The organism is Photorhabdus tasmaniensis (genome assembly GCF_011189505.1).
GTDB classification, from domain to species: Bacteria; Pseudomonadota; Gammaproteobacteria; order Enterobacterales; family Enterobacteriaceae; genus Photorhabdus; species Photorhabdus tasmaniensis.
Genome location: NZ_PUJU01000023.1, coordinates 44,195 through 66,888, shown reverse-complemented (window position 1 = coordinate 66,888; position 22,694 = coordinate 44,195). Strand labels below are relative to the sequence as shown.

The following is a 22,694-nucleotide window of genomic DNA, read 5'->3' as shown; positions in this document are numbered from 1 at the left end:
TGCCTGTTCTCTGCTTAATATATGTATAATTCTGAGGATATTAATGACTATTTAAGTTATTGTAATATGTTTGTTAATCCAATAAGAGGTAAACGTTAAGCTTTATTCTGAAATTTTTATTGACGGTAGGCGATTTCCCCAGATAATCCGTAGGGCTATTTATTAAATAATATTTAACAATACCCGTTAAAGCCATTATGTTGGGGATAAGTACTTCCCCAAGTAGTCACGATAACATTATGCTTCACAAATTGTTATTGGGCCGCAAGCTCTGTCGGTAAAAGGTGAGCTTGATGCATTAATTTAAAGGAAAAAAATAATGTTTGACTTTGATACCCCTATTGATCGCCGAGGTACTTGGTGTATTCAATGGGACTATATTAGAGATCTTTTTGGTGCTGACGATCTCCTCCCTTTTACTATCGCTGATATGGATTTTGCCACAGCTCCCTGTGTTATTCAGGCATTACAGAAACGAGTGGATCATGGCATATTAGGTTATAGCAGCTGGAAGCATGAGGAATTTCTTGGTGCTATACGTCATTGGTATCAGCAACAATTTAATTGTGAAATTAATACAAATTGGATGGTTTATGGCCCTTCTGTGATGTACATGGTTTCGCAGTTAATCCGAATCTGGTCTGAACCCGGTGAAGGTATTGTCGTCCATACTCCTGCTTACAATAACTTTTATAAAATTATTCAAGAGAACCAGCGGCAACTGCTTGCTTGCCCGTTTGAGAAACAAGGCAATGATTGGGTGTGTGATATGGATCAACTTGAAGCCTTGCTATCTCAACCGGAAACAAAAATATTATTGCTGTGTAGTCCACATAATCCAACTGGCAAAGTCTGGCGTTATTCTGAACTTAAAACTATGTCTGAATTGTGTAAGCGTTATAATGTCAGTGTCATCAGTGATGAAATTCATATGGATATACTCAGGGGAGAAACGAAACATATTCCTTGGAGTGAAGTTGCTACGACTCGCTGGGCATTAATCACTTCGGCCTTAAAGACATTTAATCTTACTGCGCTGACGGGAGCTTATGGTTTCATTTATGATGATCATAGTCGTGCGGCATATTCCCATCAATTAATGCAGTGTAATGGATTATCTTCCCCTGCTATTTTCTCGATATCAGCTCATATTGCGGCTTACCGGGAAGGGCAACTCTGGCTTGATGCACTACGCGATTACCTGAATGATAACTTGAATTATATTGCTCAGGAACTCAATGCTGCATTTCCACAACTGAACTGGCAGCCGCCGCAGGCGACTTATTTAGCCTGGATAGACCTGCGTAATTTGCATATTGACGATGACAAATTGCAGCAGATACTTATCCATGAAGAGAAAATTGCGATTATGCCGGGTAGAATTTATGGTGAAGTTGGCAATGGTTTCCTTCGTTTTAATGCAGGATGCCCCCGTAGCAAAGTTGAATTGGGTATCCAAAAACTGATCTCAGCATTGAAAAAGCTTTGTTGATAATGATTAATTCTGGCAAGTAAACTATTTCTATTATATATACACCTTTCAGCGAATAGATTAATAAGGTTTGAGTTCTGTAATTAACGGAACTCAGCCTTTTTAATCGTGGCAATAATACATGAATTAAAATGGTGCTATAGTATCTGCCTCTCAGAGTTACTTATCGATCTTCGGTAATGGCCCCAATTTCACACCTTCTGGATAATATTTCCAACCATCACGAATTCGGATATTTTCATCCCAAGGCAGTTTATATTCACCATTTGCCAGATCGCGCACCCAGGTTAAATAATTAGCTCTTTCTCCACCGGGTTTACCAACATAACCTCGACAACCGAGATTAAAAATACTGTTTTCCAGCGCCCAGTTCTCACGGGCCTTATCTGCCAGACGCGGGAACAATTCGGCGGTAACAATTTCCCAAGGGTTACGTTGCCCTTGCTGGATAATATTACCGTCGTAATTACAAATTGTACCTTCACCGAAATAATAAAAAACCTCATCGTAGCCTGCCAGATTAACCGATACGGTATACATTAAGTTCTGCCAGGCATTAGTGCGGTTAGTCCAGATCCATTGGTCATTGACTTGAGTAGAATAACCGGAAATACGGATGAAAACGTTACAACCTTTATAGGCTGCTTCGCGTGCCAGCTCAGGAAACATACCATCATGACAAATACACACTGCCAGTTTTGCGCCTTTTGGCCCCTCACAGACCGGCATACCCAAATTACCTGGCATCCAAGGTTCAATCGGTACCCAAGGTTGCAACTTGCGGTAATGCAATGCAATCTCACCGCTGTTATTAATAATGATCGCCGTGTTATAAGGTGGCTGCGACGGATCTTCATTACGCACCATCAACGAAAACACGCCCCAGATATCGTTGCGAATACAAGCCTGGCGAAAACTGTCAACTTCTGGACTGTCCAGCGATAACAACATTTCATCATAAGTCCAGATCTGAGTATTCAACCCCTGAGCAGAATATTCAGGAAATACAATTATATCCAGATCAGGATAACCGGCTTTAGTTGAATTTATCGTTTTACAGATTTGCTGTACCTGAACCTGAATATCTTCAGGTCTCTTAATCACTGGAACAGGATATTGAATAGCCGCAATTAATAATGCTTCATCCCACGCACTTACACTCCCGGTACTGCCCATAATAGACCTCTGAATGAATAGTAATGATTAAGATTGAATGGCAAGTTTCATCGTTATACGGGCAAATAGAGTGCGGTTTTATCTTTATCCGCCGTTAAGCGATTTTACTGATGCATAATAGCGCCTCTTTTGATCACCAAAATGCGATCTGCAACATCAAATAAAAAAATTAATTACTTTGTAGTAAAAAATACTTTTCCTAACATTGGAATAAGCTTACCTTGGTTGAGTTATTGATGAGATGGTAAAACAGATTAGCGAATCGAATGGGAACATATGGAAAGATGGGGTTAAAATCATTGAACATATGTTGATCGGCTTTATCCTGATAATGATATTCATTTTTGCTAATAAAAACCTGATTGATATAACCTCTGTTACAAGATTCAGATAATGCTTTTCCCTGGCTTAAAGATGCCTGCTTTGATATTGGTAGGCACACTCACCATCAAAATCATGAACGACTGTCTGGTGCTGATACCGGACAGTGACAGCATCCGCACCATCAAGCAACAGTATCTACACCAATAGGAGCAACTCAGTGATATCAAGCTCTCATGCGCGAACTCATTGGCGACTACAAAACCATTTATTTATATTCTTATGCTGCTATCGAGTGATAACAAATTTTTTTCCATCAGAATGGTATTGATGAAAAAAACTCTGAACTCTATCATATTTTTAATCGTTATATTCCTAATCTGAAGACAACAGATGCTAATGATGGTATTGTTGTTCGCTTCATTAATAAAAAATTATCTAGTATATATGGGCTTGTTAGGGATCGAGACAATAAAACATTGCTAAAATCAATAGATGCAATATCGGGGATACTTGAAGAAGTTAAGAGGATGATACGATGAGCGGTTCATTAAAAATAAACGAGATTATAGAAAGAATGGTAGCCTTTTGTTTAGTGAGAGGTGTTCAACCTGATGAGCTCATAACTGCTATTTTTGAGAGTGAATACGATAGTATTGAAACCATTAAAAAATTTAATGATATTCATATGATTATCACCTATAAAGAAAATATAGATAACGAAATGAATATTATTAAAATGAAATATATATATAAAGAAAATAAACAATTACAGAGGATAGAACAAAAGATAAATGCGGGAACTTATAAAGTTCAATGGGATAGAACGGAGAAACTAGAGTCTATTATTAATGAGCTTATAGCGGATATCGGGGCAGACAAAAAAATATTAGCAGATATTAAAGAAAAAATTCCGGTTGAATTTAGAAGTATTGTTTACCCTAAGCTAAAACTTGTTTGTTAAATATGCGCTAGAAAGTGGAAGCAGTTTTGCAATCTTCGATGTCTGCCGTGAGCCGCACCTGCCAAATAAAAACTGACAGCTAACATTAATACCCGGCATTTGATTCTTGCCGCCATAAATGTGCCGCTAACAGGGCTTTCCAGGGTGAGAAATCTGCTAGCCACTTTTCTGCCCGTTCGGCGGAAACTTTTTCATTCTGATTGAGCAGTCTTTGGATATTACGCCTTACTGCGACATCACCATGTAATGAACCGTTCAGGTAATTAAATCCCCGCAACAGGGCATAATTAATGGTCCACATACCAATGCCTTTTATCGCCAGCAGATTATCTGTTAACTGTTGGATGTCTTGTTCACTATCAGAGATTGCTAATGTTAATTCGCCAGATTCAATTAATTGGCTTAAAAGGAGTAGCGCTTTGGCTTTGCTGACAGAAAATCCACATTGGCGTAATTCATCTTCTGAACGGTTGATTATTTGTCTGGGGGTTGGAAAGCACCATAGCCCGGAAGAATGTTGAATCCCCACTGCCTGAATAAATCGCCTGCGAATAGATATAGCCGCACTGACGCTGATTTGTTGACCAATAATAGCCCAGCTTAATGCTTCAAATGGTGTGGCTGACTGATAAATTCTTAAACCTGATTGCTTGGAAATAAGTGAACCAATAATCGGATGTTCTTTATATAAAAGCTCAAATAGGTGAACAGGTTGTAAAAGCCCTAACATATGAGAGGCTAAAGCCGGCAGGCGATCATCCGCGTTTGTTATTGTGTCACCATCAATATCGAGTTGTATCTGTGCGATTGCCGAATCAATAGCTATGATTAATTCAGCCGGTTTTCCATCCCAGCAGATCCCTTTTCTGACTTGATTCTGTTCGACAATTTCAGCGATATTTTGTTTATCCCTCTGGTGAAAAGCGAAAAAATCGTGGGTATGATAATTATCGGGTAATGTGATTTTTGTTGATAAAGTGGTTTTCATTTTAAAAATCTCGAATATTACAGCGATTGTTTTTTCTCATACGCCAGCAGCACTTTTTTACGTTCAATCCCCCAACGATATCCCGATATTGAACCATCAGTACGTACTACCCGGTGGCATGGGATCGCCACAGCAAGTTTGTTGGCGGCACAAGCATTTGCTACCGCCCGAACAGCTTTTGGATTACCAATGTAATCAGCCAATTCCTGATAACTTATTGTTTGACCAATTGGGATTTTCTCTAGTGCCAGCCAGACTTGTTTCTGGAATGTACTGCCTTGAATATCCAGGGGCAGGTTAAATCTCGGTTTAGGCTGTGCAATAAAGCCGACGACGTAAGCCATCGTTTTTTCAAAATTACGGTCCCCACCAATCAGTTCCGCTTCGGGAAACATATCCTGTAGTTTATGGAGAAGCTGCTCCGCATCATCACCCAAGGATATAGCACATATTCCTTTATCGGTCTGCGCAACAAGAATTTCCCCAAGGTGACAGGTGCCGATAGCAAAACGGATAGTATAGCCTTTACCTCCTTTTTTATATTGAGAAGCGCGCATACCTAATATATTTTCAGCCTTTTCATAAAAGCGGCTATTAGATCCATATCCGGCATTGTAGATAGCATGAGTAACAGAATCTTTTGTGGCGATGAGGTTATGGCGCAACCGTTTTTCTTGGTGTAAGTCGGCATATTGTTTGGGTGTCAGGCCTGTCTGTTTTTTAAAAAGCCGGTGAAAATGAAACTCACTGAGTTCAACCTGAGCAGCCAAGACTTTTAAGCTGATAGGTTTATATGATTCTTCAATTAACCGGCAGGCTTGAGCAACTTTTTGAATATTTTGCTCATCAAGCGATTCTGAATTTGGATGACAGCGTTGGCAGGCTCTGAAACCCGCTTGTTCTGCTTCCGGCCATGTATCCTTGAATAGAATATTTTCAGGTTTAGGAAAACGGGCAGGGCAGGATGGGCGGCAATAGATCCCCGTCGTCAGGACGCAATAAATAAACGGGATATTGGGTTCAGGACTTTTATTGAGAATGTCTTGCCAACGGGGATCAGCTAATGTTTTCTTTGCCTGAGTGCATTTATCACTTTTCATGACTTATCTCCAGGAAGTTGGCGTTGTAGTAATTATAGTTAGGACTTAGGGTAAGAAAACTCTGAACCTTGCTTTCAAATTCTAAAAATTTTTCTGACGGGAACAATATTGCCAGTTTGTGGTCTTTAATATGTCAGCTAAAGGAGGTATTAATGAAAGCATATGGTTTTAATTTACGCCAGAGAATCCTGGCGTCTGTGCTAGTTTTTTTATGTTATATAAGTTCTGTTTACTCAGATACGCATAAACAGTTTTTCCGTCATGACGGTAGTGAAATAACTTACTATCTCAAGCAAAGAGGTGGAAAAAACTTATTGGTGCTGATACAAGGTTCTGATTGTAATAGTATCGCTAATAATAAATTTGTGAATGAGACATTTAGTGATATTTATCCGGATACTGATGTTTTGACTGTAGAGAAATATGGTATTAATGCCTCTCTCCCCTGGTCTGATGCGGTGGAACGTTCGGATTGCCCTAAGGCTTATATAAGATCAGATACGCCAGAACAGCGGGTTAAGGATTATATTCAGATTATTGGTTATCTGAATAATCAAAGTAAATATAATAAAATCATTATCTTAGGCGGAAGTGAAGGTGCTGTGGTCGCCAATTTAATTACATCGCAAGTTAATTATATTGATAGAACGATTGCACTGAATGGTGGTGGCCGGTATTTCGCTGATGATGTTATTCACAGTATGAAGAGTGAGGTCCCACCGGAGCATATCAATGAGGCTATTAAGGGATTCAGAGAGTTCCAGAAAGAAATACGTACCGGTAACCATGCTGGTGAGCTGGAAATGAGTAATCATGGCGTTAATTGGTGGAAGGTTTCGCTCGGTATTAATCAATATAAAGTATTAAGTCAGACGAAAAGACCTATTTTGATTATTCAAACACTAAATGATAATTCCGTCAGTGTGAGTGCAGCAATGGAAATGGAAGCGCAATTAAATAAAAATAATATTACCTTCTATCAATACCCGGGACTAAGCCATGGATTTAAAGATAGAGAGGGTGTTTTGCAAATTACGCCTATTGTTGAAGACATCAGAAATTGGTTATCCAGGGCTTCTGGATAAGCGTTTTTGAGTTAAATGGTGTTGGTCAGGACTTTTATTCCATGTTAGGGAAGCCAAACTGAGTTCAGTGATAAAGCGTGGTATAATTAATATTGATACCACGTTTTGATAGTATTATCTTGGGATTGTATTCGTTGTTAATGTCATTTTTATTTTGAGTCATAAAAATCCATCTAACGGCAAATAATTATATTTAATGCAAGAATTAAAATAGATATAAATAATAAAATTATAATTAATAGCCTGCAATCAATTTAATAATATAATAATTGCATGATCGGTGGATTCACATAATTAATTGTCTGCTTGTAATTTCCATAAAATATAATAATGAAATGTTATAAGCTATTTGTTGTTTTGAAATGAATTTTTCGACTTTGCCTTTTATATAGTAGGGGTAAATAGCGGTGTTATTTCTCATTATTATTAATGCCTGTCATGATGTTCGGTAGAAAAAATTACTGAAACAGTATATTCATTTCATTGTGAAATATCTTTTTTATTTGTTGTTTGGTAATAAAATATTGATTTTAAATAATTAAATTTATTTTTGTATTTTATTGACAATACATTAATGGCATCTATAGTTATATGTATTAGATAAAGCGTTAATATGGCATCAAAAATGCTGTGTATGTTATCTAAATGCTGGATAAATTCCTGATGGGCACTTATTTTCTAGTGAAAATGGTCACAATCTTATGTTGCAAAAGTGAATAGCTTATTGTCTGTATTCTGGAATGATATAAGTTATTTATCAATTAGTTACATTAAATTTCGGAGTTTATATCATGATTAAGAAAGATATTCTGTTACATGAAGAATTACTTGTAGATGATGAACTGAAAGTAGGTAAAGTAGAGAAGGTCTGGATTGATATTCTGTCACCCAGTTCAGTTATCGTTAGTCTGAATATTTTAGGCGTGGTTGAAGATTTCCATCTATTACTGGTTGATGGTGAAAAAGATAAAGAGAAGGTTGTGCTGCTCTATCTGTCTCTTTTACGTGTTCTTCATGAAAAATTAGATGTGAAAGTAAAAATTGCAAAAAGTAAGCTGATGAAGCTGAAATATATAGTAGGTGTAGAGATTTAATAAGTATTTATTAGATCTCTGAATGAGTGCGTGGAATCACAGATTCTGTAGAATAATTTAATTTGGTTTTGAAGATATAATCAGATAGAGCTGGCTTTATTTAAATCATAAGTATATTTTCTACTAAATGCACTTAGTCAAAGGCAGAATGATAATATTATCGCTCTGCCTTTTTCTATTCGGATTAATTATTGTAAAATAAAACAACAATATCTCATAAATAAACCCTATTTTATTTACCCATGGTAATATTTTATAAGTAAATAATAATGTAGCAAGCAATAACATGTGCTCTATTTCACAGAGCTTAAATCTAATGCCTTTACAAATCTCAATGTCTATATATTATTGTTGGTAGGTGAATTTATGGCATCATTTTAGCTTTGTAAAAGCACGATAGAATTATAATGTTTTTATCATAGATGATTACAGTGATTTAATATTTCATGATGGAAAAATAAAGCTTTTAACTGTGTATTACCGTTTTTAATAAAAGCATTATAATTTATTTTTGAGTTTATTAAGCCTGAAAAAATCATAGTCATTTAATTTTTCAAACTGTAGGGATGCGTAGAGCCATCATATTAATCATTACCTCATATTCAAACTGAATGCTTTCTGCGAAGTCACCATTGATGGCGATAGGGTCGCAATTAATACAGTTGTTACAGTTTTAAGGCGACATAGTATTCAAATATCAGGAGACGACATGCTTGATTCAAATTTAATAGATCGTGATAGTGAAATTTCTTCCCCAGTTAATTCCTTTAACGAATGGGATCCTCTTGAAGAGGTGATCGTCGGTGTTGTTGATGGTGCCAGATTCCCTTCCTGGCATATGTCTCTGGAGTCTGTACTACCAGAAAATCAAGTTGCTACTTTTCAACGCCATGCTGGCCGGTCATTTCCACAACAGCAAATTGAAGCGGCTTCCAGGGAATTAGAAGAGTTTGTTCATATTCTTGAAAGCGAAGGGGTAACCGTACGTCGGCCAGAACCTCAGGATCAATCTCTGGTGTTTGGTGCACCGGGCTGGAGCAGCACAGGGCTATATTGTGCAATGCCCCGTGATGTATTGTTGGTTATTGGTGATGATATTATTGAATGTCCGCTGGCGTGGCGCTCCCGTTATTTTGAAACGGCGGCATATAAGACTTTACTTAAAGATTACTTTAAACAGGGCGCGAAATGGAGCTCTGGGCCAAAGCCACAGTTGATCGATGAACAATATAATTTCGAATGGGATCAACCTAATGGCAAGGATCGTGTTCCTCTTGCTGTGACTGAGTTTGAACCGACATTTGATGCTGCGGATTTTATCCGGTGTGGGCGCGATATTATTGCGCAAAAAAGCCATGTCACGAATGAATTTGGTATCGAGTGGCTTCGTCGTCATTTAGGTGATGATTATCGTATTCATGTTTTTGAATTTAATGATGATAGTCCTATGCATATTGATGCCACATTTGTTCCTATGGCACCTGGGAAACTATTAATTAACCCGAAAAAGGTGTTAAAAGTTCCTGAACTGTTTAAGGGATGGGATGTGCTGCATGCGCCTGAACCGATTATTCCTGACAATCATCCGCTGTATATGACCAGTAAATGGATCAACATGAATATTCTGATGCTGGATGAGAAGCGGGTAATTGTTGAAAAGCAGGATGAACCCATGATCGCGGCGATGAAACGTTGGGGCTTTACGCCGATTCCATGTAATTTCAGAAACTTTAACTCCTTCGGTGGCTCCTTCCATTGTGCAACAGTGGATGTAAGACGGCGCGGAAGTTTACAGTCTTATCTTGATTAGGAGAGTAATGATGGCTATCTGGAAATATTCCGCTTGGGATGCAGTCATGTTCATATTCAGCATTCTGCAAACGATAGCCACGGTTACACTGGTCATGTATTGGGATCATTTCACTATTATGGGGTGGTTAGTCAATATTGTGTTTCTTACATTGATGACAATTTACAACATAATAGTGATATCGCATTTTTTCACCCATACTCCCTGGTTTGTTTCTCGTGTGATGAATATGTTTGTGTCGATACTGAATTCAATGAATATTGGGCAGTCTGTACAGGCTTATCACCTGTCCCATGTTCGTAATCACCACAAATATAATAACGATCGGGGAGTCGGTGAAGGTGGGCCCCAGGATACCTCTTCTACCTTTATAAATGGAGAAGAAATCGGGGAACATAGTACTCTTTGGAACTATGCTGTTCTTGGCGCAGCATCGACCTTTTATAACAGTTTTGTTCGTATGTGCTGGTCTCTATTTATCTGGCACAAACCACTTAGTAAAGCTGATAAAGGGTATGAAAAACTCCTTTCGAGTGCCAGAACCAATAAAATTAAAGAGTTATGGCAATTAAGGTTAGATAGATTGTTCCAGGCGGTGTGGATGATTATCTTATTCACTCTGTCCTGGGAATGGGCTTTATTTTGTTATTTACCTTCTCTCTATTTTGCTTTTGTTCTGGTTAATATTCAAAACTACTACGAACATTACGGGGCACAACCGGAGAGCAGATTTGCAAACTCAGTGAGCTATTATGGCCGCATCTATAATTTATTCATGTTTAATGATGGCTATCATCAAGAACATCATATCTCAGGTGGCACTCACTGGAAATTGTTACCTGATTTACGCAAGAAGTATTCAACCCAGCTCGCTGCGCAGAAGAGGATTGTTAGTCCAGTACCTGCGATATTAGGTTTTTTACATAGGCGTAGATCTCTGCTGCATAGATCTATAAAGGAAAAATAATCCCAATTAATCACGACAGGTTTGATAGATAGCCCGAAGAATTTACTGTTGGGGAGGTCTGTTATTATGCAAGAAGGATCCGGCATTAGAGGTATAAAGCTGGCAGAATCAGAATTTATTGTATACGAAACATCAAACAATATATCAATACATGCGGTTTCTGGCCTTTTGAATGGTCACCTTGCTGCTTGTCGGGTTCGTCATTTTCTTCCGCCAGAACACAGAAAGAGAATAATTGAGAATTTTTGGCGTTCTCCAGCACGAACTCCTCGTTACGGCGAAGGTATTGATGGCGTTGAAGGGTATTTTATTGGAGCATCTCATATTGAAAAAGATACCCGTCAATATATAGAAGAAGCAGAAAATTTCCGCCCGGCAATTAATGAGATGTTTCAAGATACGATCAATCCAATGGATCATTTCATTGAGCAAATCACTCATTTTAGTGGTAATAACTTACAGGTAATACGTCCTGCCATGTATCATGGTGTTGCTGCGGGAAATGCAAAAATTGTGTATTGGAATAATTTCGGCGAATTCCTTTTATTACCTCATGATGATCTTGCACAGTTGAGTGATCCGCGTCAGAGTGATTTTGAGATCCAACAAATTAATCGTGTCATGGCGGTAAATTTTTACGCTGATGTTCCTCAAAATGGCGGACAATTAAAAGTATGGAACATTCAACCTGATGACCAATCACGCAGTGTCCTTGGTTTAACCTACAGTGGTTTCCCATACCCATCTGAATTATTGGAAGATCATGCCAGTATGGTGATTAATATCGAGGCGGGAGATTTGGTATTGCTAAATGGGAATTTAGTCCATGCGGTACTAAATGGTAAGACTATCTCTTCACCAGAACGGCGTTTATTGGTGACCTGCTTTATGGGATTACTGCAAAATGGTGATCTTATTTGGTGGACATAGACGTGTTCATGATGTTGAAAATTGTTCACAGATATTTGACTATAACGGAATATGCATCTATATTTAAAAATGACTAATGTAAATGTTAGAAGATGTAAACTATGCTGTTACTCGTATGCACACTGATTGCACTTGGCAGGTTAGTATTAGCCGAAGCGGATGTGTGCATGCGTTTTACCTTCATTTTTCCTCCTGCTTCTCCACCACCTCCGTTATTATCCATAACTGTATAATATGATCGTCTTTGAGAGATGGTCTACATTCAATGTATTGCCAGATTTGGCTGGCTGCGTTGGCTTGGGTACGTTAAATGTGAGACAGGTGTGAATTCTTATGATTTCTAAAGCTCAATGGATCTCTTATGGCTCAACTTTGCTGTTTGTCTTATTGTGGAGCAGTGGTGCGATTTTTTCGCGGTGGGGACTTGATCACAGTACCGCGTTTGCCATTCTCACAATGCGTTTTGCGATTGCGCTTATTTTTTTGTTATTTCTGGGATTATTATTCAGGCGTAATAGCCATTATCTGCCTGTACACGGCACACGCAAACAGATAGCCGGTACCGGTATTTTGTTAATTGGTGGCTATTCTATTTGTTACTTTTTTGCTTTAGATAACGGGATCACGCCTGGCGTTCTGGCGACAGTAATGGGAATTCAACCGATTATCACATTGTTAGTGATCGAGCGTCGTTTTTCGGTCGTACGTTTAGCGGGTTTATTATTAGCGTTACTGGGGTTGATATTAGTGGTGTATCAAAGCCTGGTGCTATCCCGGTTTTCTTTTGCGGGTATGACTTTTGCGCTGGCGGCATTAGCTTGTATGAGCACCGGTGCGATTTTACAGAAACGAATTCATCAAGCTCCTTCTGCGGTTTTACCTTTGCAATATAGTGTTAGCTTACTGCTTTGCTTGCTGTTTGTTCCTTTCCAGCCTTTTGAATTTCAACTGGTGCCTGGCTTTATTATTTCATTATTATGGCTTGGGTTAGTGATTTCCGTTGTCGCTCAACTATTACTTTACCGGCTTATTCAGAGTGGTAATTTGGTGAATGTAACAAGTTTATTTTATCTTGTTCCTGGTGTTACTGCCGTAATGGATTATTTATTTTTGGGGAATTCGTTGCCGGTTCTAAGTCTACTGGGTATGGCTGCTATTTTGTCAGGACTTGTATTGGTTTTCCGCACCAATAAAATATCTCTTTCCACTAAATAAAGCTGTGTCGCCGGGTCGCAATTAGCCCGGCAATAGTCTTTTCCTTGATGCCATTATTAGTTCTAAAATAATTGCCAGTATGAGTTCACTGATCTGGATGAGTGCCCGCAGTCACTTTGTATTGCTCCTTAGATATTAAATGATAATAGTTATCACTTGGATATTGACTATTTCCGTCTTACAGTATTGCCCTCATGCGTAATCTAACAGACTGTATATATATGCTCTGTTTTTATAACCTTAAAATAAGGAGATTAATGATGAAACCGACTATGTCTACAGATAATATTAAGTTATTTTTCAATAAAATAAACGAACTGGTTGATATTGAAAATAAAAAAAAGGGTGGTTCTCTCGCGGTTGCGGTTACCCACGAAAATGAAACCATTTATCAGCGCTATATTGGGCAAGCTGATCTTGAACATGCAGTCGCTGCACATTCCGGAACTAAATTTTATTTGGCAAGCGCTTCAAAACAATTTACGGCTTTTTGTATTGCGTTGTTGGAAAAAGAGGGAAAGCTCTGCGTCAATGATAAGGTCAGACAATATTTGGATTATTTACCTACAGATTTTTCTGACATTACCATTGCACAGCTTATCCATCATATCAGTGGATTACGGGATGAGCTTTTGCTTTATAATTTGGCGGGTAAAAATGCAAATTTTGACCACCGGAGTATTGATTTAGCGAGAAAGCTAATTCAACGGCAACAAGTACTTAACTTTACGCCGGGGGAATACCATCTGTATTGCAACACTGGCTATAATCTGCTGGGGGAAATAGTCAAAGTGGTTTCAGGTAAATCACTGAGAGAATATGCCGAAGAAAATGTTTTTACCCCATTAAAGATGAAGGATACCAGTATCTGTGATGATGCTGCCGAGATTATCTTTGATCGGGCGATGGGTTATGCTTATAAAGAGGAGTCGAACCAGTGGATAAGAGATGACCTCAACGATTCAGTGGCCGGTGCAGGAGCAGTTTATTCTACGGTGAATGATTTATGTCGTTGGATTAGAGCGTTTTATTCACCATCTATTATTCAGGATCTACTGCCTCAGCTATCCCGTACGCCACATTTAGCCAATGGCAATATTAGCAATTATGCTTACGGTTTTGTTATTGACCAACGTGAAGGACATAAAATAATACAACATAGTGGTAACTACGTTGGTTTCAGAGTTAATATTTACATGTTGCCTGATGCCAAATTGGGTATTGCTATTACTACCGCAACGAGTATTGATGTTGTTAAACTGGTTGATCAATGTCTTGATGTATTGTTTAATCCTGACGGTACTAAACCAGAAAAACAGCCTTGCCGGACCAGTAATGTTGATATCACTGGTATTTTTAGAGGGGTGAAACCCTATCCTTATATTATTACCAAAGAAGATTCATATTTATTGGGTGATTTTTTGAAAAAAGGTAACCCGATTATCTTTAACCATGATGGTACATTCCAAGAGGAGGGAGGTAAAGACCGATTCAGACCCATCATTAAACATGATCGTGTGATAGCACTGGAACAGATTGATGAAGATAGAAATACATTTTATTTAGAGAAGAAGATTGATGAAGATAGTATCGATATTCAGCGGTTATTAGGGAACTATTATAGCCGCGAAACAGAGGCGACTCTTACTATCGAAGCTTCTGGCGACGAAATTTATATTGATGGAATTATCTATCCTGGAAAAAAAGAAGTCTTACAGTGGGTTTATGGGAATAGTTATTTCTCTCCCCGTACTGAATTCGTTATTGATTTTGAATTAGATTCTAACACGAATAAACCTCACCTTTTTATCAGTAATTCACGTTGCTGGAAGATAGAGTTTGTTCCGGTTTAATTGGCATTGTTGAAAATAAAATAGGAATGGAGAACAGCGTTTTTCTGGCATTATGGCGTGGATTCTATTGGGATCCTAAAGATATTATCTATTAGACTGCATCTGTATGTCCTGTTTGTATAACCTTAATGTAAGGAAATTAATAATGGAATCGAATATATCTACAAATAATATTAAGTTGTTTATCAATAAAATAAACGAACTGGTTGATATTGAAGATAAGAAAAATGGTGGGGCCCTTGCTGTTGTTGTCACCCACGGAAATAAAACTATTTATGAACGTTATATTGGTAAAGCCAATATTGAACACGCGGTTGCTGTACATCCCAGAACTAAATTCTATTTGGCGAGTGTTTCAAAACAATTTACGGCTTTTTGCATTGCCTTGTTGGAAAAAGAAGGAAAACTCTGCGTTAATGATAAAGTCAGACAATATTTGGATTATTTTCCTGCCTGTTTCTCTGATATTACCATTGCGCATCTTATTCATCATACCAGTGGGTTACGGGATGAGTTTTTGCTTTATAGTTTGGCGGGTAAAAACTCAAATTTTGACTACCGCCATATTGATTTAGTGAGAAAATTGGCTCAACGGCAACAAGCACTTAATTTTACTCCTGGGGAATACCATCTATATAGCAACACCGGCTATAATCTACTGGCGGAAATAGTCAGAGTGGTTTCAGGTAAATCACTGAGAGAATATGCAGAAGAAAATGTTTTTGCCCCATTAAAGATGAAAGATACTTTTTTCTATGATGATATAACCGAGATTATCTTTGATCGAGCAATAGGCTACGCTTATGATAAGAATTTGAACCGATGGAAAAGAGATGATCTTAACGATGCGGTGGTAGGGAGTGCAGGGCTTCATTCTACGGTAAATGATTTGTGTCGCTGGATAAGAGCATTTTATTCGCCATCTATTGTACAGGATTTGTTGCCTTATTTATCTCGTACGCCAGATTTAACGAATGGCGATCGTAATGATTATGCTTATGGTTTTTTTATCAGTGAGCATGAAGGACAAAAGATGATACGGCACGATGGCACTTATGGTGGCTTTAAATCCGATGTTTGCATTTTGCCTGATATCAAGTTAGGTGTCGCTATTACCGCTGCAACAAGTATTGGTGTCACTAAATTGATTGGTCAGGGGCTTGATGTGTTGTTTAACACTGACAGGATTGAGCCAAAAAAACCGCATTGCCGAACTAGTCATATCGATATCACTGGTATTTTCCGAGGGATGGCTCCTTATCCTTATATTATTACCAAGGAAGATTGCTATTTATTAGGGAATTTATTCGAAAAAGGCAATCCGATTATCTTTAACCCTGATGGCACATTTCAGGAAGAGGGAGGTAAAATCCGACTCAGGCCTATCATTAAACATGGCCGTGTAATAGCACTGGAAGAGATTGACAAAAATGGAAATATTTTTTATTTACATAAGAAGATTGATGAATGTGGTATCGATATTAAGCAGTTATTAGGTCTCTATTATAGCCATGAAACAGAAGCGACTCTGACTGTCGTAGCTTCTGGTAATGGGATTTATATTGAGGGTATTGTCTATCTTGGAAAAAAAGAAGTTTTACGGCGTATTTACAAGGATAGTTATTTCTCACCAAGCACTGAGCTTATTATCGATTTTGCATTGGATCCTGAAACGAATAAGCCTAATCTCTATATCAGTGACTCACGTTGTTGGAGGGTGAAGTTCGTCTCAGTTTACTGATGTAGTTGCAAATACGAATTGAGAATAGCATTTCTTTAGCAGGATGGGAGGGATTTTGTTTGTTTCTAAAAGGTAGATGAACTTCATCCCTGGCAGAATGATCATATTCTGCCAGTACTTGTGTGCATACGTAGTATGTGAATCCAAGGTATAATTTTAAATAAGGAAATTCATGATGGAAGCCACGATATCTACCGATAATATTAAATTTTTTCTCAAGGAAATAGAAAAACTGGTTGATATTGAAAATAAAAAAGATGGCGGTGCCCTCGCAGTTGCTGTTACTTATGGAAATGAGACCATTTATAATCGTTATATTGGGCAAGCCAGCATTGAACACGCTGTTCCTATACACCCTAATACTAAATTCTATTTAGCAAGTATTTCAAAACAATTTACTGCTTTTTGCATTGCTCTGCTGGAAAGAGAAAAAAAGCTCAACGTCAATGATAAGGTCGAAAAATATGTGGATTATGTCCCCGCCGATTTCTCTGACATTACCATTGCGCATCTTATTCACCATACTAGTGGGTTACGGGATAAATATGTCCCCTATAGCTTGGCAGGCAAAAATTCAAATTTTGATCACCGCAATATAGATTTGTTGAGAAAACTGATTCAACGGCAACAAGCACTTAATTTCACTCCGGGGGAACGCCATGTTTATAGCAACACCGGCTATAATTTACTGGCTGAAATAGTTAAAGTGGTTTCGGGTAAATCGTTGAGAGAATATGCAAAGGAAAATATTTTTATCCCATTAAAGATGAATAATACTTCTTTCTATGATGATGTCACCGAGATTATCTCTGACCGGGCGATAGGCTATTCCTATAAAGAGAATTTGAAGCGGTGGATAAGAGATGATCATAACGATTCAACAGTGGGTAGTGCAGGGCTTCGTTCTACGGTGAATGATTTGTGTCGCTGGATCAAAGCATTTTATTCGCCATCCATTGTGCAGGATTTGTTGCCTCAATTATCCCGTATGCCAGATTTGACCAATGGTAATCGTAATAATTATGCTTACGGTTTTTTTATTAGCCAACGTGAAGGACAAAAGATAATACGACATGATGGTTCCTATGCTGGCTTTAAAGCCGAAGTTTGTATTTTACCTGATGCCAAATTAGGTATTGTTATTACTGTTGCAACAGGTATTAATGTTGTTGAATTTATTGATCGATGTCTTGATGTATTATTTAATACTGACATGACTGAGCCAGAAAAACCGGATTGCCAGACCAATAATCTTGATATCACTGGTATGTTCAAAGGGGCAGATCCTTATCCCTATATTATTACTAAGGAAGATTGCTACTTATTAGGTAATTTATTCGAAAAGGGTAACCCGATTATTTTTAGCCATGATGGGACATTCCACGAGAGGGGAAGTCAAATCCGGTTTAGACCGGTAATTGAAAATAAGCGTGTTATCGCACTGGAGCAGATTGATGAAGAAGGGAATGTTTTTTATTTGAAAAAGATGATCGATGAAGGTGGTATCGATATTCAGCTAATATCAGGGCGTTATTATAGCCACGAAACAGAAGCGATATTTGCTATTGAAGCTTCGGGTGACAAGCTTTATATTGATGCGGTTGTCTTACCCGGGAAAAAAGAAGCCTTACGGCGAATTTACGGGAATAGTTATTTTTATCCTAGTACTGAACTTATTATTGATTTTGAGCTGGACCCTGAGACGAATACGCCTCGTCTTTATGTCAATGATATACGTTGTTGGAAAATAGAGTTTGTCCGGGTTTAATTGATAGGGTTGCCAATACGAATTGAGAACAGCATTTCTCTGATTGGATGGGAGTGATTTTATCTAGAACCAAAAGATATTTTCTATCAAATGTATTTCATCAGGCAGAATTGTAATACTCATGTTCTGCCTTTATTATATGATTTTGATATCTTTAATTGCGTTATTATCTATTTTTAGCAGATTCACATAATAAGTGCAACATCGTAATTCTGCAAGTAAATATGCTCATATTCCCTTAAATAATTTATTCGGTGTTTTGCCTCCACGGGTTTTTCGCGGACGATGATTCAATTGGTTTACCACAAAATTTATTTCCTAATTTTGTTTCAACGTTCTGATAATGGTTGATGGACTTCAGTGCATTTTCCTTTGGAAAAGGAAAGATGCTAAGATAATAGCAACTAACCTCCCTTCATGAAAATGCACTTATTAGTTTAGCCGAATCCATTTATTATTAATCATCCAATGTGTTAAGAATTTATTTCTTCAACAAATCAACTTCATCTGCATTTTTCTGGCACAACAGAGTAAGATTAGTAATAGAACGGGTAAGATTATCTATAGTATTCTCCAGCTTTTTAATATCCATTTCCAGTTGCTTATTTTTTATATCCAATGCACTCATTCTTGTCAATTCAACATATAATTGCTGACCATTCACCGCCTCCGTACTGTTCTTGGAAATATCCCCGGCAGCAACATTCACAATCTTACGTTGATTACCCGGTTTTCCTACAGAAATAACATTCGATTTGCTGGCAACAGAATTTGCACCTAATGCAATGCTCCCACTTGCTGTTACAGAGGCGTTCTGGCCAATCGCAATTCCCTGAGGTGCACTAACGCTAACCTTTTGCCCCACGACAATAGCAGACGAAGAGTTGGATCTAGAGTCTGATCCTAATATAATACTCCGACTTCCTGTTACAGAGGAGTTTTGACCAATCACAATTGCCTGAGACCCACTGGCAGAAACCTTTTGCCCCAGAGCAATAGAAGACGAACCGCTGGATACAGAGCCTTCCCCTAATGCAACACTTGCACTTCCTGTTGCAGAGGAGTTTTGACTAATTGCTACTGCCTGATTCCCCCTGGCAATAGCTTTTTTTCCCAGAGCAATAGCAGCCGAACCGCTGGATATAGAGTCTGATCCCAATGCAACACTCGCATTTCCTGTTGCAGTGGAGTTTTGACTAATTGCGACTGCCTGAACCGCACTAGCAACAACCTTTTGCCCCAAGGCAATAGACGCTGAACCACTGGATACAGAATCAGCACCAATCGCAATTGGCCATATGACTTTATCATCCTCATTCTTATGCTTTTCTCTACCCGCCAGTTGATTTTGCCCAATAGCAATAGCGGCCTCACTAATTGATTTAGAAACTAGTGGTGAAGCACCAATTGCTATAGCATATATTGCTGGTGCTTCTGCATTCCCAACAACAACTGAATCTTTACCAACTGTTTGATCAGTTGTATTCATATTTTTTGTAGACATATATACCTCTTAATTCAGAAATTAAATTATTATAACTTATTACTGGATTAATAATCCCAGCAATATAACTTAGTATTTTCCGTCAGAAATAATAAAATAATACATAATAATTTCTTTTCAAATTTTTCATCATGAAATATTAAACAAACTTAACGATAAAATATCACTATACCCTACCCTCCTTTTACGCGAGCCTAAATTAACACTACAATCGTTAAGGTGAAATATTATACGAAAAATTAAATTTGTAAACAAATTAAAATCATGTGGTTATGAAATATATTTCGTGGGGTTTATTTAATGTGTCAAATAGCTTCATTAAATATAATAACTTATCGAATCAGTTAAATAAAAACTAACCGGCACTATATTATTTGTATATATTACCATTGCCCTCAATACAACTATTTATATAATTTACCCGAGTAAATTCAGTTAGTATGCAAAACCGAAACTTATTCTTATTTATTGAAAAACAGAGAATTCGCCAATATTTTCCTGCCATTAGCAGATTAATTAAAATAATAAAGTAGAGTTTTATTTCAATATCCTGATAGTAATATCACTGTCGATAAATATAAAAAGCAACCCTTTATAGGGTTACTAATAAATATATTAAGTAACTTGTATTTATTATTTTCTCTCAAAAAATGCGCGTTTTAAACCTAATTCCAACCCGCGAAATTCTGCCAGACCTTTTAATCGGCCAATACAGGAATAACCGGGGTTCGTCTGTTTTTTCAGGTCATCAATTATTTGGTGGCCGTGATCAGGACGCATTGGGATTAAACGGTTATCGCCGGCTGCTTTGCGGCGATATTCTTCACGCAGGATTTCCATAACTACACTATACATATCTACATCACCTGCCAGATGAGCGGCTTCATGAAAAGTTTTACTGTTTTCTTCCCGTTGGGTGGAACGCAGGTGAGTAAAATAGATCCGGTTGCCGTAGCGCTGAATCATCTCAATCAGATCATTATCACCACGAACGCCGTAGGAGCCGGTGCACATCGTGATGCCGTTAGCCTGGCTGGGTTCAATGGTTGTCAGCCATTCAATATCTTCAATGGTGGAAATGATACGGGGTAAGCCCAGAATCGGGCGAGGTGGATCATCCGGGTGAATTGCCAGACGTAAACCTTGTTCTTCACACACAGGAATAATCTGGTGTAGGAAATAAGCCAGATGCTCACGCAGTTTATCGCGGCTAATATCTTTGTAGCGATCCAATTGCGCCTGAAACTTTTCCAGTGTGTAGCCCTCTTCGGCACCCGGCAGGCCAGCAATGATATTAGCAGTGAGTTTATCAATATCAGCATCAGATATATTGTCGTAATAGATTTTTGCCTGAGCTTGTTCTTCAACCGTATAATCAATTTTCGCGCCAGGGCGTTTGAGGATATGGATCTCAAATGCGGCAAAGGCAATTTGATCAAAACGCAGGGCTTTAGAGCCATTAGGGAGTAGATACTCAAGATCAGTACGTGTCCAGTCCAGCACTGGCATAAAGTTATAACAGATGGTATCTATGCCGCATTCAGCCAGATTTTTCAGCGAAATTTTGTAGTTATCAATCCATTGTTGATAGTGACCTGTCTGAGTTTTAATTTCTTCATGAACAGGCACACTTTCAACAACCGACCAGATAAGCCCTTTATTTTCGATTAGGGTTTTACGGGCCAGGATTTCATCTTTGTGCCAAACTTGCCCGTTAGGAATATGGTGTAATGCGGTGACGATACCCGTTGCACCAGCCTGACAAATATCATCTAAGGAAACAGGATCATTTGGGCCGAACCAACGCCAGGTTTGTTCCATTGTTATTTACCTTTGCACAAATTCAGAATGAAAAACAGTCACCAGAATAACTGGATATAAAAACTTATTTATAAATTATCGTACTGAATTAATTACGCTTCTTTGCTATTTCAACGGGATATGAATTAAACAGATAACCATCGAAATAGGGATCATCAATATCAGACAATTCCAGCAAACGTAATTTCACATTCTCCAGGTGTTGCCACATTGCCTGTTTGGCTGCCGCCGGATCTTTCTTGATCATGGCGGCCAAAATGATCTGATGATCATGCAACCATTCTTTACGGTAATCTTTGTCGGTGATTCGGGTGTGGAGTTTCAGCCACATGGGATTATTTTCCCGCCATGCCCAGGATTGCTTAAGTAGTTCGACTAACATGCTGTTATGTGTCGCTTCCGCAATTGCCAGATGGAATTCTCTGTCACCGGATTCATCTTCACCGGAAGCCAAATCTTCCGACTCTCTTTTCAGTGCTCGGCGCATATTCGCAATGTCGTTTGGTGTAACTTGCATGGCGGCAAATTCAGCAATATTACTTTCCAGCAATTGGCGAGCCTGTAGCAGTTCAAAAGGCCCTGCCGCGTTGACTGAGCATGAAGACGACGGCAAGTGAGGGAGGTTGATAATATAAACCCCAGAACCTTTGCGAACTTCAATTAGGTTTTCCAGTTCGAGCATGATTAAGGCTTCACGCACAACGGTTCTGGAAACTCTTAATAATTCAGCAAGTTCTCGTTCCGGTGGTAAACGATCTCCGATACGATATTGCTGGTTGGCAATCATCTGCCTTAATGAAACGCCGACTTCTTGGTAAGGGCGTTTGGGCTCAAGTAAATGCTTCATCACATCACTACCATTATG

Annotated in this window: 17 protein-coding genes; 11 read left to right on the top strand and 6 right to left on the bottom strand. The window is 38.3% G+C overall.

The features are described 5' to 3' along the window. The first annotated feature begins 319 nt into the window (after positions 1 to 319). Positions 320 to 1,492, top strand: a complete 1,173-nt coding sequence (locus C5471_RS12550; protein WP_166295923.1) for a MalY/PatB family protein — start codon at positions 320 to 322, stop codon at positions 1,490 to 1,492. A 159-nt stretch (positions 1,493 to 1,651) separates the two neighbouring features. Here C5471_RS12550 and C5471_RS12545 read toward each other — a convergent pair whose 3' ends face one another. Continuing rightward, positions 1,652 to 2,668 carry a formamidase gene (locus tag C5471_RS12545; RefSeq protein WP_133814411.1) on the bottom strand — a complete coding sequence of 339 codons (1,017 nt, stop codon included), beginning with the start codon at positions 2,666 to 2,668 and terminating at the stop codon, positions 1,652 to 1,654. Between the two features lie 859 nt (positions 2,669 to 3,527). On the opposite strand from C5471_RS12545, the gene C5471_RS23975 reads away from it, so the two are divergent. Next, a complete protein-coding gene (locus tag C5471_RS23975) occupies positions 3,528 to 3,953 on the top strand; it encodes a hypothetical protein (RefSeq protein WP_207627319.1) in 426 nt (141 codons plus the stop codon). A gap of 85 nt (positions 3,954 to 4,038) precedes the next feature. Here the strand turns inward: C5471_RS23975 and C5471_RS12535 are convergent, their stop codons facing one another. Together C5471_RS12535 and ada are read right to left on the bottom strand one after the other, a co-directional pair. Continuing rightward, on the bottom strand, positions 4,039 to 4,941 hold the full coding sequence (locus C5471_RS12535; protein ID WP_133814410.1) for a DNA-3-methyladenine glycosylase family protein: 903 nt from the start codon (positions 4,939 to 4,941) through the stop codon (positions 4,039 to 4,041). A gap of 17 nt (positions 4,942 to 4,958) precedes the next feature. Next, positions 4,959 to 6,041, bottom strand: a complete 1,083-nt coding sequence (ada, locus tag C5471_RS12530; RefSeq protein WP_133814409.1) for a bifunctional DNA-binding transcriptional regulator/O6-methylguanine-DNA methyltransferase Ada — start codon at positions 6,039 to 6,041, stop codon at positions 4,959 to 4,961. A 152-nt stretch (positions 6,042 to 6,193) separates the two neighbouring features. On the opposite strand from ada, the gene C5471_RS12525 reads away from it, so the two are divergent. The 9 genes from C5471_RS12525 (at position 6,194) to C5471_RS12485 (ending at position 18,504) form a co-directional block, all read left to right on the top strand. Further along, positions 6,194 to 7,126, top strand: coding sequence for an alpha/beta hydrolase family protein (locus C5471_RS12525; protein WP_133814408.1), 933 nt, complete (start codon positions 6,194 to 6,196; stop codon positions 7,124 to 7,126). 791 nt (positions 7,127 to 7,917) lie between these two features. Next, positions 7,918 to 8,220: a Cro/Cl family transcriptional regulator gene (locus C5471_RS12520; RefSeq protein WP_207627318.1), complete on the top strand. Its 303-nt coding sequence runs from the start codon at positions 7,918 to 7,920 to the stop codon at positions 8,218 to 8,220. A gap of 709 nt (positions 8,221 to 8,929) precedes the next feature. Beyond that, entirely contained in the window at positions 8,930 to 10,030 is a 1,101-nt protein-coding gene (locus C5471_RS12515) for an amidinotransferase (RefSeq protein ID WP_133814406.1), read from the top strand. Positions 10,031 to 10,037: 7 nt separating this feature from the next. Next, positions 10,038 to 10,997, top strand: coding sequence for a fatty acid desaturase family protein (locus tag C5471_RS12510; protein WP_242688686.1), 960 nt, complete (start codon positions 10,038 to 10,040; stop codon positions 10,995 to 10,997). Between the two features lie 66 nt (positions 10,998 to 11,063). Then, the gene (locus tag C5471_RS12505) at positions 11,064 to 11,927 is read left to right on the top strand and encodes a 2OG-Fe(II)-dependent halogenase WelO5 family protein (RefSeq protein ID WP_133814405.1); all 864 of its coding nucleotides are present in this window, start codon (positions 11,064 to 11,066) and stop codon (positions 11,925 to 11,927) included. Between the two features lie 333 nt (positions 11,928 to 12,260). Further along, complete coding sequence (locus C5471_RS12500) at positions 12,261 to 13,142, top strand: DMT family transporter (protein WP_166295920.1); 882 nt, start codon at positions 12,261 to 12,263, stop codon at positions 13,140 to 13,142. A gap of 257 nt (positions 13,143 to 13,399) precedes the next feature. Beyond that, positions 13,400 to 14,995, top strand: a complete 1,596-nt coding sequence (locus C5471_RS12495) for a serine hydrolase domain-containing protein (RefSeq protein ID WP_133814404.1) — start codon at positions 13,400 to 13,402, stop codon at positions 14,993 to 14,995. Between the two features lie 145 nt (positions 14,996 to 15,140). After that, on the top strand, positions 15,141 to 16,736 hold the full coding sequence (locus tag C5471_RS12490) for a serine hydrolase domain-containing protein (protein ID WP_133814403.1): 1,596 nt from the start codon (positions 15,141 to 15,143) through the stop codon (positions 16,734 to 16,736). A gap of 172 nt (positions 16,737 to 16,908) precedes the next feature. Beyond that, the gene (locus C5471_RS12485; RefSeq protein WP_133814402.1) at positions 16,909 to 18,504 is read left to right on the top strand and encodes a serine hydrolase domain-containing protein; all 1,596 of its coding nucleotides are present in this window, start codon (positions 16,909 to 16,911) and stop codon (positions 18,502 to 18,504) included. A gap of 481 nt (positions 18,505 to 18,985) precedes the next feature. On the opposite strand, the gene C5471_RS12480 is transcribed toward C5471_RS12485, so the two are convergent. The 3 genes from C5471_RS12480 to C5471_RS12470 form a co-directional block, all read right to left on the bottom strand. Continuing rightward, the gene (locus C5471_RS12480; protein WP_133814401.1) at positions 18,986 to 20,008 is read right to left on the bottom strand and encodes a hypothetical protein; all 1,023 of its coding nucleotides are present in this window, start codon (positions 20,006 to 20,008) and stop codon (positions 18,986 to 18,988) included. 633 nt (positions 20,009 to 20,641) lie between these two features. Further along, positions 20,642 to 21,829: a mannonate dehydratase gene (gene uxuA, locus C5471_RS12475; RefSeq protein WP_133814400.1), complete on the bottom strand. Its 1,188-nt coding sequence runs from the start codon at positions 21,827 to 21,829 to the stop codon at positions 20,642 to 20,644. 88 nt (positions 21,830 to 21,917) lie between these two features. Further along, positions 21,918 to 22,676 (bottom strand): FCD domain-containing protein, encoded by a 759-nt coding sequence (locus tag C5471_RS12470; RefSeq protein WP_133814399.1) that lies wholly within the window; start codon positions 22,674 to 22,676, stop codon positions 21,918 to 21,920. Positions 22,677 to 22,694 lie beyond the last annotated feature (18 nt).

Coding starts and splice junctions, on each gene's coding strand:
- C5471_RS12510 (WP_242688686.1), top strand. CDS start 10,038: ATGATGGCTATCTGGAAATATTCCGCTTGGGATGCAGTCATGTTCATA.
- C5471_RS23975 (WP_207627319.1), top strand. CDS start 3,528: ATGAGCGGTTCATTAAAAATAAACGAGATTATAGAAAGAATGGTAGCC.
- C5471_RS12545 (WP_133814411.1), bottom strand. CDS start 2,668: ATGGGCAGTACCGGGAGTGTAAGTGCGTGGGATGAAGCATTATTAATT.
- C5471_RS12490 (WP_133814403.1), top strand. CDS start 15,141: ATGGAATCGAATATATCTACAAATAATATTAAGTTGTTTATCAATAAA.
- C5471_RS12495 (WP_133814404.1), top strand. CDS start 13,400: ATGATGAAACCGACTATGTCTACAGATAATATTAAGTTATTTTTCAAT.
- C5471_RS12505 (WP_133814405.1), top strand. CDS start 11,064: ATGCAAGAAGGATCCGGCATTAGAGGTATAAAGCTGGCAGAATCAGAA.
- C5471_RS12525 (WP_133814408.1), top strand. CDS start 6,194: ATGAAAGCATATGGTTTTAATTTACGCCAGAGAATCCTGGCGTCTGTG.
- C5471_RS12550 (WP_166295923.1), top strand. CDS start 320: ATGTTTGACTTTGATACCCCTATTGATCGCCGAGGTACTTGGTGTATT.
- C5471_RS12515 (WP_133814406.1), top strand. CDS start 8,930: ATGCTTGATTCAAATTTAATAGATCGTGATAGTGAAATTTCTTCCCCA.
- ada (WP_133814409.1), bottom strand. CDS start 6,041: ATGAAAAGTGATAAATGCACTCAGGCAAAGAAAACATTAGCTGATCCC.
- C5471_RS12520 (WP_207627318.1), top strand. CDS start 7,918: ATGATTAAGAAAGATATTCTGTTACATGAAGAATTACTTGTAGATGAT.
- uxuA (WP_133814400.1), bottom strand. CDS start 21,829: ATGGAACAAACCTGGCGTTGGTTCGGCCCAAATGATCCTGTTTCCTTA.
- C5471_RS12500 (WP_166295920.1), top strand. CDS start 12,261: ATGATTTCTAAAGCTCAATGGATCTCTTATGGCTCAACTTTGCTGTTT.
- C5471_RS12480 (WP_133814401.1), bottom strand. CDS start 20,008: ATGTCTACAAAAAATATGAATACAACTGATCAAACAGTTGGTAAAGAT.
- C5471_RS12485 (WP_133814402.1), top strand. CDS start 16,909: ATGATGGAAGCCACGATATCTACCGATAATATTAAATTTTTTCTCAAG.
- C5471_RS12470 (WP_133814399.1), bottom strand. CDS start 22,676: ATGAAGCATTTACTTGAGCCCAAACGCCCTTACCAAGAAGTCGGCGTT.
- C5471_RS12535 (WP_133814410.1), bottom strand. CDS start 4,941: ATGAAAACCACTTTATCAACAAAAATCACATTACCCGATAATTATCAT.